Raw genomic sequence first — 13796 nt, forward strand, 5'->3', positions numbered from 1 at the left:
ATTATTAGATCATGCAAGCATATATTTCTATTCAGGGTTTTGGCGTTCATCATGTATTTTTTGCAGATGATTTAGGTATTGCATCCATCTTCTATGGTTTAAAAAGTAAATTGGGAGAAGCAAAATACCAGCATATCTCCCTTTTTTACTGCTCAATAAATAAACAGCACCTCTTTAAAAAGGAGCTCAAAATACTGCAAAAACATTTCCCTACCCAATTATTCATAAGCTTTCATTCACGAGCAGCAGCAGACTGTTGCGGTATCCGGCAAGAGGATATTGAAGCCATCCTGAATGCTAATACCATGCAGCAAATGGAATTTACCATCTCTGGTAATGAAGCCTTTGTTGAACAAATTAAGCTATCACTGTCCTTCCTGGGCATCGAAACAGTACAAATACAAGAACAATTCTTTTCAGAATAATAAAAATCAATAAAAATGAAACGACCCTTATTTTTCCCTGCATTTATTGCCCTGTGTCTTGCCGTAAGCTGCAAGAACAGGAACACACCTGCATCCGGCGGCGAACCTGCTGCCATTGCTGTAAAGACTGAAGAAGTCAAATCGCAAACCGTTAACGCTCAAATTGCTGTAAGCGGCAATATAGAAGGCTTTACTACCGTGAATTTAGGTTTTATGGTGCCAGGTAAAATCAATTACGAATCGGCTATAGAAGGCGAAAACATCAAAAAAGGACAATTGATAGCAAGCCTCGACCCAACCAATTATTCAATTGCTAAGGCACAAGCCGATGTACAGCTCAGCTCCACAGTTGATGAATTTAACCGCTTAAAGATATTACATGCAGGAAAGAGCCTGAGCGAAGCCGACTTTTCAAAAATCAGCTTCTCCCTGCAGCAGGCCCGCTTGCAACAGCAACTACAACAAAAAAACCTGAACGACACCAGACTATACTCCCCTATTAGCGGCGTATTGCTTAAAAAGCATGCCGAAGAAGGCGAAATTGTAAGTGTTGGCATGCCGTTATTCACCGTATCCGACATCCGGAAGATAAAGGTATTGGCTTATGTTCCCGAAGGTGAATTGCATGAAATAAAACTCGGGCAAACGGCCGATGTATCCATTACTGCGCTTGGTAAAACATTTGGAGGTAAAGTAATAGAAATAGGTTCTGCAGCCGATGCCACATCGAGGGCCTTCGCTATAAAAATTGAAGTGGAAAATCCCGGCTTGCTGATTCGCTCGGGCATGATCGCCGATGCCAGGATGACCGGCAGTAACAAAAAGCAAACTATCTTATTACCTGCCGAGTGCATTCAGCAGGATCTGGCTAACCAAAGCTATGTGTTTGTGGTAGACAATACTCAAAACAAAGCCTTTAAACGCCGGGTGAGCCTTGGAAGCATGTTTTCAAATAAGATTGAGATCGTATCGGGGCTATCCGATAAAGAAATCGTTGTTACCAGCGGCCAAAAAAAATTATCTGACGGTTCATTAATCTCTACCAATAAATAATTACGCCGATGAACATTATAAAAACATCATTACAGTACAAGCACGTAACGCTGTCTGTATTGTTCCTGCTCTTTGCTGTCGGCATAGATTCTTTGCTGAATATGCCGCGCAGGGAAGATCCCAAAATCACCATCAGACAGGGTTTAGTTGTCGCATATTTTCCCGGTGCAAATTCTGTACAGGTAGAAGATCAGGTTACTAAAAAACTGGAGCAATATCTTTTTCAATATGAAGAGGTAGATAAGTCTAAAACCTATTCAACCACGAAAGATGGAGAAGTTGTTGTAAACGTAGAACTTACCGAGCGGGTAAAACAGCCGGATATATTCTGGAGCAAGCTTCGCCATCAATTGCTGATCTCCAAACAGCTTGATTTGCCGGAGGGGGTAAAAGGCCCCATCGTTAATTCGGATTTTGGCGATACGGAAGCCCTTGTGATTGGTTTGGAAAGTAACAAGGCAAGCTACCAGGAGCTAAAGCATTACGCTCAAAAGCTGGAGGACTACCTGCGTACTATCCCGGCTACTTCAAAAATAAAACGCATTGGCGAACAGCAGGAGGAAATTGCAGTGTCCTCTACTTCTGAAAAGCTATCCCAGTACGGCGTCAATGCACAACAGGTGGTGCAGGTTTTACAGTCGCAAAACAGCATCAATGCAACCGGAGAGGTAAAAACCAATAGCAATAAGGCCCCCCTTTATACCAACGGCTATTATAATACCGAAACAGATCTTGTTAACCAGGTAGTGGGCACCTCGCAGTCTGGTTCTGTAGTTAAACTCGGTGATGTGGCTACTTTGAAAAGAGACTATAAAGAACCGCAGAGCATTATAACTGTAAACGGCAACAAGGCTATGATGCTTTCTGTGCAGATGCAGGAAGGGAACAATATTGTAAAATTCGGCGAAGAGGTTAACCGGAAAATTGCAGAAGCCAGAAAGGTAATTCCTTCGGATATTAAAATCACTACCATTGTTAATCAGCCGCAGGTAGTAGATGAAAATATTTCACACTTTATCAGGGAGTTTTTCCTGGCTATTCTTTCCGTAATCATTGTAGTTGTTTTATTGTTGCCCCTGCGCATTGCAACAGTGGCCGCCATGGCTATTCCAATGACCGTAGCAGTAACCTTTGCCGTAATGCATGCGCTCGGTATCGAATTGCACCAGGTATCGCTGGCAGCCTTGATCCTGGTGCTGGGAATGGTGGTAGATGATGCCATAGTTATAGCCGACAATTATGTGGAACTGCTGGACGAGGGTGTTGAACGATGGACTGCCGCCTGGCGCAGCGCCAACGATTTGGTGATCCCGGTACTGGCAGCCACAGTTACGATCATTGCATCATTTATGCCGATGGTTTTAATAAGCGGTACAGTGGGCGAATTTATCTTTGCATTGCCTATAACCGTTGCGGTTGCTTTAGCTTCTTCATTTTTTGTAGCAATGGTTTTAACTCCCCTCCTGTGCTATACCTTTATTAAAAAGGGCTTGCATGAAAAGGCAGCATCTGCCGAAGAAGCCCCCCAAAAGAAGCATAAGAAATCATTGCTGGATTTAATGCAGAATGGATATGATGCCCTGCTTGACTGGTGCGTCAAACATCCAACAATCACCATCATCAGCAGTTTGGTGCCGATTGTGCTTGCGGGATTATTGTTTTCGGGTGGTATAAGGCAGCAGTTTTTCCCCGCGGCAGAAAGAGGCCAGTTTGTAGTAGAATTATGGATGCCAACAGGGACAAAACTCGAGAAAACCAATGCAGCCATTCTGAGGGCTGAGGCATTGATAAAACAAGATAAACGGGTACTTCCCTATGCCACGTTTACAGGCACCGCTTCGCCCAGGTTTTATTATAACTTTTCGCCGGAGTTCCCGACGAGCAATTATGCCCAGATACTGATAAACACTACTTCAGAAGAAACCACAGACGCACTCTCTGAAGAGCTAAGTGCTAAAGTTGGGAAACTTATTCCTGAAGGCACAACCTATATCAAACTGATGCAGCAGGGTTCATCGCTAAAAGCACCTGTTGAAGTCAGGATCATTGGAGAGGATATTGATCATTTAAAAGCCATTGCCGAACAGGTGAGCAATATAGTGAAACAGGCAAAGGGCAGCCGTTTTGTCAAAAACGATTTTGCAGAAGATTATTACGGTATCGGCATAAAGTTGAAAGATGAGGCAAGTCGCCTGGGTTATACCACCGGGAGTATTTCTCAGGCGGTATACACCGGTTTCAGCGGAGCGGCTATTTCTACAATATATGAAGGTACCGATGCAGTAAACATTGCGCTGAGGCTGGATGAAAAAAACAGGCAAACTACCGGTGATTTGCAGAATACTTATTTAAGATCGCCTGTTACGGGAGCCGAAGTGCCCTTAAGGCAAATAGCAGATTTGGTTCCGCAATGGCAAACCGGGCGGATCATGCATCGCAATGGCGTACGGACACTTACCGTACAGAGTGAAACCACTCATGATATGCTCCCGTCAGAACTGCTGGCAGCGATAAGGCCTGCAATCAGCAAGCTGCAACTACCAAGCGGCTACCGCATTGAATACGGCGGTGAGGATTTCAATAAAAAGGAATCTATGGGGCAGTTGATTACGGCATTGCTCGTAAGTCTGGTGCTGATATTTTTTATCCTGCTGTTTCAGTTCAGGAACCTTAAAGAGGCTACCATAGTGATGTTAACTATTCCGCTGAGCCTGTTCGGAGCCATATTGGGCTTGTTTGTTACCGGGAACTATTTCAGCTTCACTGCATTCATCGGCCTGATCGCCCTGTCGGGAATTGTAGTGCGCAATGCCATCATCCTGGTTGATCACACAAACGAGCTCATTAAACACGGGCTTGACATTAAATCGGCCGCTATCGAATCCGGCAAAAGACGTTTGAGACCAATATTTCTTACGGCAATGGCAGCCGCCATTGGCGTATTGCCCATGATCCTTTCCGGCTCGCCGATGTGGGCACCGCTTGCAAGCGTACTGGCATTCGGCGTGGTATGGAGCATGGCCATGGCCTTAATATCTGTACCTGTACTATACATAGGATGGATCAAATCAAAACCGGGCGTAATTGAAAACCCATTAAAGCATTAATCAAATGAAACATACAATAAAATTGGGGATATTGCTCATGGTATATTTGATCTGGTGTACCCTATCGCTAAAAGCGCAGGAGATACCAACATATTCATTAGAGCAATTAATCGACTCTGCTTTACGAAATAACCACGCGCTCGCCACTAAATTATGGCAGATCAGGGAGAAGCAGGCAAAAATAGAAGAAGATAAAATCAAAAGATATCCTTTAACTACCTTAAACGGAAACTACCTGCATAGTTTTAGTTTAGGTGAACTGACCATTCCGGCAGGTACTATCGGCCCATCAAGCCCCGGCACAGATAAGAGTTTTACGGTTGGCGGGTATAATAGTTCCGTAGTCGGAATAATGGCCTATCAGCCGATTACGCAACAGGCGAAAATAAAAACGGGACTGCAGGCGGATAAAACCGATGTATTATTAACGGAAAAAGAAAAACTTAAAATTGAGCTGCAGATCAAACAGTCGACAGAGCAGCTTTATTACGGGATCCTGATAACACAAAAGCGTTTGGAAGAGGCCGAAGCTGCATTGGCATTAGCCAAATCAAAGTTCACAGATGTAGAAAACGCTATACTGGCGGGCAAAACAGTTAATACTGATAAAGCCGGTTTACAAGCTAATATTGCCGACCAGGAGCAAAATATCCTGAAATTGAATATTCAGGTACAGGATTACATGGGCGATTTAACAACAATTACCGGTATTACAGCAACCTTAATCAGGTTGGTGGAAATTGAGGCTGATATTCAATCCATGAACCCAGTAGAAGAATACCAGAGCATCGCTAAAAATTCAAATGTTGATCTGCAAATAGCTAATCTGAATAAATCGAAGGCCGCACTCGGTATCAAATCATCAAGGCAAAGTAATATCCCCGAACTCGGATTAACGGGTGGATATGCACACCAGTTTGGCAATGCCCTGTTACCTGTAAACAATACTTTTATCGGCTTGAGCCTTAAATGGGACCTGCAAAGTATTTTTTCAAACAAACAAATAACCCGTCAAAGGCAATTTGGATTAAAACAAGCTGAGGAGTACTTTATCAATACAGAACTGCAGGTAAGCAATGATATTAAAAAAGCTTACAGGAAAATTGACCAGGCACAGGCGCTGATTGCCGTAGCACAAAAATCGGTTACCTACCGGCAGGAAGAACTAAAGATCCAGCAGGATAAGCAGACTGCAGGCCTCAATAAATTAACTGATCTACTGAACACCAAAGCATTGCTGGCCAAAGCCCGGGCAGATATGTATACAGCACAACTATCCTACCGCATGGCTATTTCAGATTTAAAAATTTTAACCGGGCAGTAAAAGCAAAACCCCTATTAAATCAAAACAGCGGCTGTATTAATACAGTCGCTGTTTAAAATTGCTTTAACCAACTTTAGTTTTCTTCAGTATACTTCTTAAAGTTGTTGAGTATAGCCTGCCAGCCATTTTTTTGCATTTCGAGAGGATTTTGTCCTTCCGGGTCGAAAGTTACTTCAACTTCTGTTTGGCTGCCATTTTCATTGAATGAAACACTTGCCTGCCTGCCGTCTGGCATGGTATAGGTAAACTTTTCACCATCAACAACTTCATCGTAAGTAGCTTCAAAATCAAAACCAAAGCTTCCGTCTTTGGCTTCCATTCTTGCTGAGTATTTCCCCCCTACCTGCATATCATTTGATGCAGAAGGGCATTGCCATGAAGGATCGGCAAAGTTCCATTTTGTAATGTACTCAGGATTGGTGTAATAGTCCCAAACTTTTTTAACATCTGCATTTACAGTTGCGGTAACAGTGATCTTGCTGCTCATTTTATTATTTTTTTAAGGTTAGTAATAACTGATCAAGCTTTTCGAGTGTTGCCATCATTCCCTGCTCCATACCCATCTGGATAACGGTCTCCAGATCAGAAAGCGATTTATAGGTAACGATAGTTTCCACTAAAGCGTTCTCTCCCCTATCGGTAAAATTCACAAGCCACTCCGCACGGGGCAGGTCTTCATTTATTTCACCATCTGCATTACTGAAAGCATCTAATGCTGTATAATAATCAATTGGTTGGATTTTAACATATTCTGTTAAACCCCAGTACTCTGTGCCATTTGGTTCAACCATGGCATAGTGCCAGTGACCACCCTGAATAAAATCCATTGATTTTGTTTTGGTGGTTAACGGAGCGGGCGCAAACCACTGGTCGAGCAATTCACTTGTGGTATAGCAGTCCCAAACCAATGGTCTGTCGGCCAAAAACTCACGCTTAATGGTCAGCGTATTTTTTACTTTGTCAGCAGTGAAATCGAAATACAGGTTGTTTTTCATTTATGTGTTTTTTTTAAGGTTGATAAAAGATTATCGAGTTGCGCAAACCGGGTTTCCCAAATCTTGCGGAATTGCTCCAGCCATTTGTCTATTTCTTTCATTTTGTCAATCTCCAGTTGATAATAAATCTCCCGACCCTGATGCTCTGGTTTTATCAGTTCGCATTCGGTTAAAACCTTCAGGTGCTTTGAAATGGCCTGACGTGTAGTATCAAAATGCTCGGCAATGGCGTTAGGTGTCATTGCCTGTAATGCAATTAAGGCGATGATGGCCCTACGTGTAGGGTCGGCAACGGCCTGAAAAATATCTCTTCTCATTTGAAGTGTCAATTACATACCGGCTAAATAAAGTCGACCGGTTTATGTGAAAATTTATTTCCTGATCATAGGCAGGTATTTTTCCCAATTGTCAATAATTGCCCAAACAACAATTGCGGTTAATACCAATGCAATAGGTAAACCAGATGGGGCCATACTGATATTGGCCAACAGGATCCCTGTTAAAATAGGAACGAGCACAACAGCACCAAGGGCCCTTGTTCTTGCGAAGATCAGCAGCAAGCCACCAACAATTTCGGCGACACCCACCAACGGCATAATCCATCCTATTTCCATATAGGCCTGCATTACTTTCACCATACTTTGAGGCATATCCTTGGGCATTGGCATATAGTTTAAGAACTTATTAAGGCCCGCATTAATAAACATCAGCCCGGTTAACAGGCATAAAACAAATAAGATTTTACTTTTCATGATTGGTTTATTTTAAAAATAAGAAACTGATTGGTTGCAAATATATACGCAACTAATTGGTTTCGCAAATTTATTTAAAAAAATTGAGTTGTGTCAAAATTCAGGCAAGTTGGAATCAATAGAGATTGCAGCTTGATTGAGTGGTGATGAAATGTATTTTACATCGTGATTTAAAATATTATGGCCGCATACAAATCGGGCATCCTTTATAAACTCAGAAAAAGGCGGAGCTGTACGATAACCTCAATTATTGGAATTTTGTTTTTATATTTATAATTAAATTATTTAATTAATTATAAAACATAATGTACCCCTGGTAGTTGTAAAAGTATCATTTACTTAAAACAACGACATTATGTTTCACCATGTTAAAGACTTACAATTCAATGCCCGGGTATCCCGTCCCGATCCGCGTTTTGCTAATTTATTATTAGAGCAATTCGGCGGCGAAAACGGAGAACTGGCTGCGGCCATGCAGTATTTTACCCAGGCATTCGGCGCAAAAGTTCCGCATCCGGATAAATACGATATGTTAATGGACATCGCTACCGAAGAATTCAGTCACCTGGAGATTGTTGGCGCAACAATACAGATGTTGCTAAAAGGTGTAAACGGCGAACTCAAAAATGCTGCCGATAATTCCGAGATCATGCAGGTTATGAACGGAAAAGCGGCGAAAGAAAATATCATTCATGAAGCGCTGACCGCTAACCCGCAGTTTGTGATGATTACCGGCGGCGGTGTAACGCCACGCAACAGCCAGGGCATTCCCTGGTGTGCATCATATATTCACTCTAACGGCGATCTGACTGTCGACCTGCGCAGCAACCTGGCTTCCGAATCACGTGCCAAGCTGGTTTACGAACACCTGATGAAATTTACCGATGATCCATATATCCATGAAACGCTGTCTTTCCTAATGACCCGTGAAGTGGCCCATTACAAAATGTTCGAAGCAGCGCTGGAGAGCATCCCTAATAACTTTCCGCCGGGCGTTTTGGCGGCTGATCCGCGGTTTACGCAACAGGCTTACAATCTTTCTGATGGTGCCGTGCGCGGCCCATGGAATGAAGGCGAAATGCCGGGCTTGGGCAAGGAATGGATCTTTGTAGAAAACCCTTTGCACCAGGCGCAGGAAACCGAAGGTCAAACCAAATTACCGCAGGACTACAGCAAAGATTTGAAAACCAAGGATAAACTTGATAAAGAAATGAGCGCTGTAAAAAGTGCGGAAGTAAAAAACGCCGAACCAAAAGGCACTGCCCAATGGAGTACTTACGAACCAGTCAATGCATAACCTCAATCAAGATGAAGCGTGTAAAAAAATTGTATGGTTTAGTGATGACCTTTTCATTACCGATCATCATGGCATCCTGCAATGAGCATGATAGTCAGAAAAAGATCGGCAGCAGCCGGACTCCTCCAGCGTAAACAGGGCTGGAGGGCCTGCCATTCGCGACACGGCAACGATCAATAAAGATCGCCGGGATTCGGCTAAAAAACCGGCAAGTGATTCTGCAAGCAAAGGTAACGCTGACCCTTCGGGACACGTACCCGCTAACCCGGTGAAACATTAAGCTGATGAATTTGAAAAGGCAGCGGGTAATCAGCCCGGAAATCATTACGATAAAGTTGTGGTTAAACTGGATTCCAGAGGAGACCGGACATATCTATCAAACAACACCGAAAACGGCAATACCGCCGGTTAAATAAAAATAATATCTACCTGAAACAAACAACAACTACCTATGGAAATATCTGAAAAAGCGATCGACATGATCAACGACCTCATCAAGATCAATAATGACCGCGTAGCCGGTTTTGAAAAAGCGGGCACCGACCTGGAAAATGATGATAACGGTTTAACCGTTGTTTTTAATAAACTCGCCGGCGAAAGTCGACAATATGTGGCAGAATTAACGGACATTGCCCGGCAACATGGAGACGATGTAGCCGAAGGTACCAGTACCTCCGGTGACTTGCACCGCGCCTGGATAGACATTAAGGCAACGTTTACCGGCCATGATCTTTTAGCTGTGTTAAACGAATGCGAGCGTGGTGAAGATGCAGCAAAAACTGCTTACAACGATGCGCTTGATCCGGATAATGGGCTTGACTTTGAGCTTACACAAACTTTACAAAGACAACAGCAAGGCATTAATGAAGGTCATGACCTGATCAAATCTCTGCGTAACCAGGTGGAAACAGCTGAAGATGCAAATGACGACAACATTGACGATACCGGATCGACCACGAACAATGAGCCGGGTTACCCTAAAGTTACCAATGAATTTGATGCACAGCCATCGTATCGGGGCGCGGCTGTTGAATACCAAACTGCGGCAGGTTATGCGCCTGAACCGGAAAGTATCGAGCAAGAAGAAGAAAATTGGCAGGAAGAACAGGAAACCGGAAGTGGTAATTCCAAACTGATGGAGTTTTTTGTTAACGAATTAAAAGACTTACTTTGGGCCGAACAGGAACTTGTAGATACCCTACCGGATATGGCGGAAGCGGCTACTTCACAGGAATTAAAAAGCGCTTTTGAACTCCATTTATCAGAAACAGAAATCCACGTTCAACGTTTAGAACAGGCCTTTGCCATACTGGGACTGGAGCCCGAAAGCCGAAAATGCGAGGCTATGGCAGGGATAACCGATGAAGGTGATGAAATCATCAGCGCGACAGAGGAAGGTACCGCGCAGCGCGATGTAGGGCTAATTTTTGCCGGCCAAAAAGCCGAACATTATGAGATTGCTTCTTATGGCGGCATGATCGCCCTGGCTAAAACATTAGGCTATTATGAAATTGCCGAATTGTTTGTACTAACACTGGATGAAGAAAAAACAGCAGATGCCAAATTAACAGAGATTGCAGAAAGCCAGGCCAATTATGAGGCCAGCACTGAACCCGCAGAAGATTAACTATCTAAAAAAAATATAACCATGAGATCAATTTTGTACATCATAGCGGTTATTCTTGTTATAGGATGGGCTATCGGAACTTTTGCCTATGCAGCAGGCAGCTTGATACATATTTTATTGGTGATCGCTGTGATATCCCTGATATTGGGTATCCTGAGAAAGGACACAGTAGTATAATTATAGGGCCTGGCTTGCTATGCAAGCCAGGCTTATCAGATGAATTATCCCCCCGTTCTTAACTTGCCAGGTATTCTTCGGCGACATAATGAAAAAGACTTGCATTGTCTTTACCCATATCCAGGCATTCACCAAGAAGTTGAGCATAAGGCAAATAGGCAAGCTTTAACGCCATCATGTTTAATATCTGGCTGGCACCCACTTGTAAGTTTTCGATCACTGACATATAAAATAAGATTGACATATCGCTTTCAAAATGCTTATCCTGGTTAAAAACCACTTGCTTATGCGCTTCGTCAATAACAGCATTCATGCCTAAACAACTATGGGTTAGCCAGGATTCCTGCATTAACTTGAAGATTGTTTTGAGGGCGGTCATTTGCTTTTTTGTATCATCAAGATCCTCCTCTAATGCCATTTTAAGATTTTCAAAGGTAGCTTGGTCAACCAGTTGTGGAAGCCGGTCTATTAAACTCACCTTTGCGTTATAAAGGATACTAAGTTGTTCAATAAAAACATTGCGTAACGAAATAATACTTAGTGATTGATTTGCCTGTGATTTCATATTAATGGGCAGATAGCTGAATTTTTTGGGAAGTGATAATAATGTTAATTGTATTTGCAGATACATAAAAACTTAAACTTTGATAAGCTTAATTAGCTTACTATCGGCTATGAGTTATTAAGACCTGAAAAAGCGACAAAAAGTTAAATAGATAAAATCGAAGGGGCGATCAGGCGTTCTCGCTATCTGCTGGCATGCTTTGCCCAGTTAGCCGCCGTACCGTTTGAACAAGCACATCAAGGTCGAACGGTTTACTGATCACTTCGTCGCAACCAAAGTCCCTGAAGTCAAGGTTTGGCTGAACATAGGCCGAAAATATGACCACGGGAATGTGTTTCAGCAAAGTATGCGCCTTGAGCGTCCTGCAAAGGTCGCCACCATTACCATCACTCAGGCGGAAATCAATCAAAAATAAATCAGGATGGTATCTCTCAGCTATAAATACAAATTCGATACTTTTGGTTGTAGATTGAACATGGAATTGTTCGTAAGCAAGTACTTCTTCAACAATCTGAACAATATCCAGGTTGTCGTCTAACAACAAAATCTTTTTCATGGAAACGCTTTCAGTATGGGGGAAGCTTAAAAAGCTGAAAGCGATAAAGCCGCGCGGAAAAACGGTAACAATGCCCATCTTCGCAAGTCGACCGGGATCAGGTCCTCAATCCATACATTTTAAATATCGTTATATTGTTTTGGATATCCTATTTATTTTTAATTTATTTATTTTAACAATAATTAACAAGCTCATGTCATAGCTCGAGGTTATTTTCATCAAAAAAGACAAAACTAAGAAGATAGACGAATGGTGTAATTAGGGCCGCTTAGTTTTAAATGCACCTTTCTTTATGAGTATCCAGCGCTTTTCTTCAACCTCCATTTGCGAAATATTATTCGTTTAAATACTGACCGCGGGAATACCTGTCGAGTAAAATCAAAAAGTAATTTTTCACTTTCAAGGTCACTGCTAATCTCAATTGATCTCGCCTCCGGAAGTAAAACTATTTCCAATAAATAAAGTTGTATTTCAAACCAGCAGCCGGGCCCATCAGTACCGGTGGAGAAGATATTCTTGAGATGGCAGATGGCCGTGTGCCACAATATGCATGGATATCGTAGGATTGAGACCGAACGAGATCTGCCGGATAAAGTCAAAGCACTCTTCAATTTCGAGGTTGACAGTATGAAACTGCTGAAAATCGCATTTAAGCTTTACGCAGACCCGTTATCGAGGTTTAGGTTCAACTTATTATAATTTTCCGCTGCACCCCACGTATTGATAAAGAAATCACCCAAAAATGGGATAGACGCCTGGGTCATTCGGCTTGATATCAACGTGCTTTCAAAAATGAGAAACTGATCAACATCACTTTTGCGGTTGATGCGGCTCATTCCGTATGCCCTTTATCGGGAGTAACTTTACTCCTGATAAATCATTGCAAATGAAAGCGGTAGCGTATAGTATCAAGCCTTTTGAAAAGGAGTTTCTGGCAAAAGCCAACCAAAAAAAGCACGACATTACATTAATATCCAATGCCCTCGGGCCGGATACAGCCATGTTTGCTGAAGGAAAGGACGCGGTAATAGTTTTTACCAATGATGATGTAGCCGCCCCGGTAATCGAAAAGCTTGCCGGTTTTGGTGTAAAACTGATCATAACCCGTTCAACCGGTACAGATCATATTGATAAACAAGCTGCTGCGCAATACCATATCAATATTTCAAACATTCCCTCCTATTCGCCGCAGGCTATTGCCGAGCATGCCGTAGCGCTCGCATTTGCGTTGAACAGGCAGATCATCAGGGCTGACGAGCATAGTCATCATTTTGATTTCAGGAACGATGAATTGATGGGGTTCAACTTCTCAGGTAAAACGGTGGGACTTATTGGTCTCGGTAATACCGGCAAAGCTGCTGCAAAAATATTCAGCGGCCTTAGCTGCAATGTTATCGCTTACGATCCCGCATTCCCTTCGGATGTTTCGAACATTAAACCCGTCGCGCTGGATGAGTTACTGGCAACTGCCGATATTATCTCGCTTCATTTGCCGCTTACGCCGGCAACCAAACATTTTATCAAAAACGAGACTATCAGCCTGATGAAAAACGGGGTAATGCTCATTAATACTTCAAGAGGTGCACTTATCCGTACCACCGACGCCATAGCCGCCCTGAAAACCGGCAAAATAGGTTACCTGGGTTTAGACGTATACGAGTTTGAGAAAGGCCTGTTTTTTGAAGACCATGAAGATGACCTTATTAAAGATCCTTTATTGCATAGCTTGTTAAATTATCCTAACGTACTGGTTACCCCGCACCAGGCTTATTTGACCAAAGAGGCCTTGCAGGAAATAGCCGATCAAACCATTCGTAACCTTGACCAGTGGCAGCAAAACAAATGCTCGGGCGAGGCCTGTGTATGTGCCAACAGTTGCCGGGTTAATACTTTCCCTACTACGCTTTAAAACTTAACC

The 13796-nt window shown here is 42.8% G+C and carries 14 protein-coding genes; 8 read left to right on the plus strand and 6 right to left on the minus strand.

The features are described 5' to 3' along the window. Window positions 1–11 precede the first annotated feature (11 nt). The 4 genes from AC1DUD_RS19345 to AC1DUD_RS19360 are packed head-to-tail and all read left to right on the plus strand — an operon-like array spanning window position 12 to window position 5909. Complete coding sequence (locus AC1DUD_RS19345; protein ID WP_477377333.1) at window positions 12–425, plus strand: hypothetical protein; 414 nt, start codon at window positions 12–14, stop codon at window positions 423–425. Window positions 426–440: 15 nt separating this feature from the next. Then, window positions 441–1478, plus strand: a complete 1038-nt coding sequence (locus AC1DUD_RS19350) for an efflux RND transporter periplasmic adaptor subunit (protein ID WP_477377335.1) — start codon at window positions 441–443, stop codon at window positions 1476–1478. An 8-nt stretch (window positions 1479–1486) separates the two neighbouring features. Continuing rightward, window positions 1487–4585 carry an efflux RND transporter permease subunit gene (locus AC1DUD_RS19355; protein WP_477377337.1) on the plus strand — a complete coding sequence of 1033 codons (3099 nt, stop codon included), beginning with the start codon at window positions 1487–1489 and terminating at the stop codon, window positions 4583–4585. Between the two features lie 4 nt (window positions 4586–4589). Further along, window positions 4590–5909 carry a TolC family protein gene (locus AC1DUD_RS19360; protein ID WP_477377339.1) on the plus strand — a complete coding sequence of 440 codons (1320 nt, stop codon included), beginning with the start codon at window positions 4590–4592 and terminating at the stop codon, window positions 5907–5909. A 73-nt stretch (window positions 5910–5982) separates the two neighbouring features. Here AC1DUD_RS19360 and AC1DUD_RS19365 read toward each other — a convergent pair whose 3' ends face one another. From AC1DUD_RS19365 to AC1DUD_RS19380, 4 genes are read right to left on the minus strand one after another with little or no spacing between them, the layout of a single operon-like run. Then, window positions 5983–6396, minus strand: coding sequence for an SRPBCC family protein (locus tag AC1DUD_RS19365; RefSeq protein ID WP_477377341.1), 414 nt, complete (start codon window positions 6394–6396; stop codon window positions 5983–5985). Between the two features lie 4 nt (window positions 6397–6400). Then, window positions 6401–6904: an SRPBCC family protein gene (locus AC1DUD_RS19370; protein WP_477377343.1), complete on the minus strand. Its 504-nt coding sequence runs from the start codon at window positions 6902–6904 to the stop codon at window positions 6401–6403. Beyond that, window positions 6901–7221 (minus strand): ArsR/SmtB family transcription factor, encoded by a 321-nt coding sequence (locus tag AC1DUD_RS19375; RefSeq protein ID WP_477377345.1) that lies wholly within the window; start codon window positions 7219–7221, stop codon window positions 6901–6903. The genes AC1DUD_RS19370 and AC1DUD_RS19375 overlap by 4 nt, the downstream gene beginning before the upstream one ends. A 54-nt stretch (window positions 7222–7275) precedes the next feature. Further along, window positions 7276–7656, minus strand: coding sequence for a DoxX family membrane protein (locus AC1DUD_RS19380; RefSeq protein WP_477377347.1), 381 nt, complete (start codon window positions 7654–7656; stop codon window positions 7276–7278). Between the two features lie 355 nt (window positions 7657–8011). Here AC1DUD_RS19380 and AC1DUD_RS19385 point away from each other — a divergent pair, with 355 nt between their 5' ends. The 3 genes from AC1DUD_RS19385 to AC1DUD_RS19395 all read left to right on the plus strand — a co-directional run bounded on the left by AC1DUD_RS19385 (window position 8012) and on the right by AC1DUD_RS19395 (window position 10757). After that, window positions 8012–8953, plus strand: coding sequence for a manganese catalase family protein (locus tag AC1DUD_RS19385; RefSeq protein WP_477377349.1), 942 nt, complete (start codon window positions 8012–8014; stop codon window positions 8951–8953). A 451-nt stretch (window positions 8954–9404) separates the two neighbouring features. Beyond that, a complete protein-coding gene (locus tag AC1DUD_RS19390; protein ID WP_477377351.1) occupies window positions 9405–10580 on the plus strand; it encodes a DUF892 family protein in 1176 nt (391 codons plus the stop codon). 21 nt (window positions 10581–10601) lie between these two features. Then, entirely contained in the window at window positions 10602–10757 is a 156-nt protein-coding gene (locus tag AC1DUD_RS19395) for a lmo0937 family membrane protein (RefSeq protein ID WP_477377353.1), read from the plus strand. A gap of 58 nt (window positions 10758–10815) precedes the next feature. On the opposite strand, the gene AC1DUD_RS19400 is transcribed toward AC1DUD_RS19395, so the two are convergent. Together AC1DUD_RS19400 and AC1DUD_RS19405 are read right to left on the minus strand one after the other, a co-directional pair. Further along, complete coding sequence (locus AC1DUD_RS19400) at window positions 10816–11322, minus strand: DUF892 family protein (RefSeq protein ID WP_477377355.1); 507 nt, start codon at window positions 11320–11322, stop codon at window positions 10816–10818. A 169-nt stretch (window positions 11323–11491) separates the two neighbouring features. Further along, window positions 11492–11878 (minus strand): response regulator, encoded by a 387-nt coding sequence (locus AC1DUD_RS19405; RefSeq protein WP_477377357.1) that lies wholly within the window; start codon window positions 11876–11878, stop codon window positions 11492–11494. A gap of 886 nt (window positions 11879–12764) precedes the next feature. Here AC1DUD_RS19405 and AC1DUD_RS19410 point away from each other — a divergent pair. Continuing rightward, the gene (locus AC1DUD_RS19410) at window positions 12765–13787 is read left to right on the plus strand and encodes a 2-hydroxyacid dehydrogenase (protein WP_477377359.1); all 1023 of its coding nucleotides are present in this window, start codon (window positions 12765–12767) and stop codon (window positions 13785–13787) included. Window positions 13788–13796: the final 9 nt, after the last annotated feature.

The organism is Mucilaginibacter sp. P4_A11 (assembly GCF_056402535.1).

Bases quoted from the DNA above. Each gene is read 5' to 3' on its own strand.
- AC1DUD_RS19380 (WP_477377347.1), bottom strand. From the start codon at position 7,656: ATGAAAAGTAAAATCTTATTTGTTTTATGCCTGTTAACCGGGCTGATG.
- AC1DUD_RS19355 (WP_477377337.1), top strand. From the start codon at position 1,487: ATGAACATTATAAAAACATCATTACAGTACAAGCACGTAACGCTGTCT.
- AC1DUD_RS19345 (WP_477377333.1), top strand. From the start codon at position 12: ATGCAAGCATATATTTCTATTCAGGGTTTTGGCGTTCATCATGTATTT.
- AC1DUD_RS19405 (WP_477377357.1), bottom strand. From the start codon at position 11,878: ATGAAAAAGATTTTGTTGTTAGACGACAACCTGGATATTGTTCAGATT.
- AC1DUD_RS19350 (WP_477377335.1), top strand. From the start codon at position 441: ATGAAACGACCCTTATTTTTCCCTGCATTTATTGCCCTGTGTCTTGCC.
- AC1DUD_RS19400 (WP_477377355.1), bottom strand. From the start codon at position 11,322: ATGAAATCACAGGCAAATCAATCACTAAGTATTATTTCGTTACGCAAT.
- AC1DUD_RS19360 (WP_477377339.1), top strand. From the start codon at position 4,590: ATGAAACATACAATAAAATTGGGGATATTGCTCATGGTATATTTGATC.
- AC1DUD_RS19375 (WP_477377345.1), bottom strand. From the start codon at position 7,221: ATGAGAAGAGATATTTTTCAGGCCGTTGCCGACCCTACACGTAGGGCC.
- AC1DUD_RS19390 (WP_477377351.1), top strand. From the start codon at position 9,405: ATGGAAATATCTGAAAAAGCGATCGACATGATCAACGACCTCATCAAG.
- AC1DUD_RS19395 (WP_477377353.1), top strand. From the start codon at position 10,602: ATGAGATCAATTTTGTACATCATAGCGGTTATTCTTGTTATAGGATGG.
- AC1DUD_RS19410 (WP_477377359.1), top strand. From the start codon at position 12,765: ATGAAAGCGGTAGCGTATAGTATCAAGCCTTTTGAAAAGGAGTTTCTG.
- AC1DUD_RS19370 (WP_477377343.1), bottom strand. From the start codon at position 6,904: ATGAAAAACAACCTGTATTTCGATTTCACTGCTGACAAAGTAAAAAAT.
- AC1DUD_RS19365 (WP_477377341.1), bottom strand. From the start codon at position 6,396: ATGAGCAGCAAGATCACTGTTACCGCAACTGTAAATGCAGATGTTAAA.
- AC1DUD_RS19385 (WP_477377349.1), top strand. From the start codon at position 8,012: ATGTTTCACCATGTTAAAGACTTACAATTCAATGCCCGGGTATCCCGT.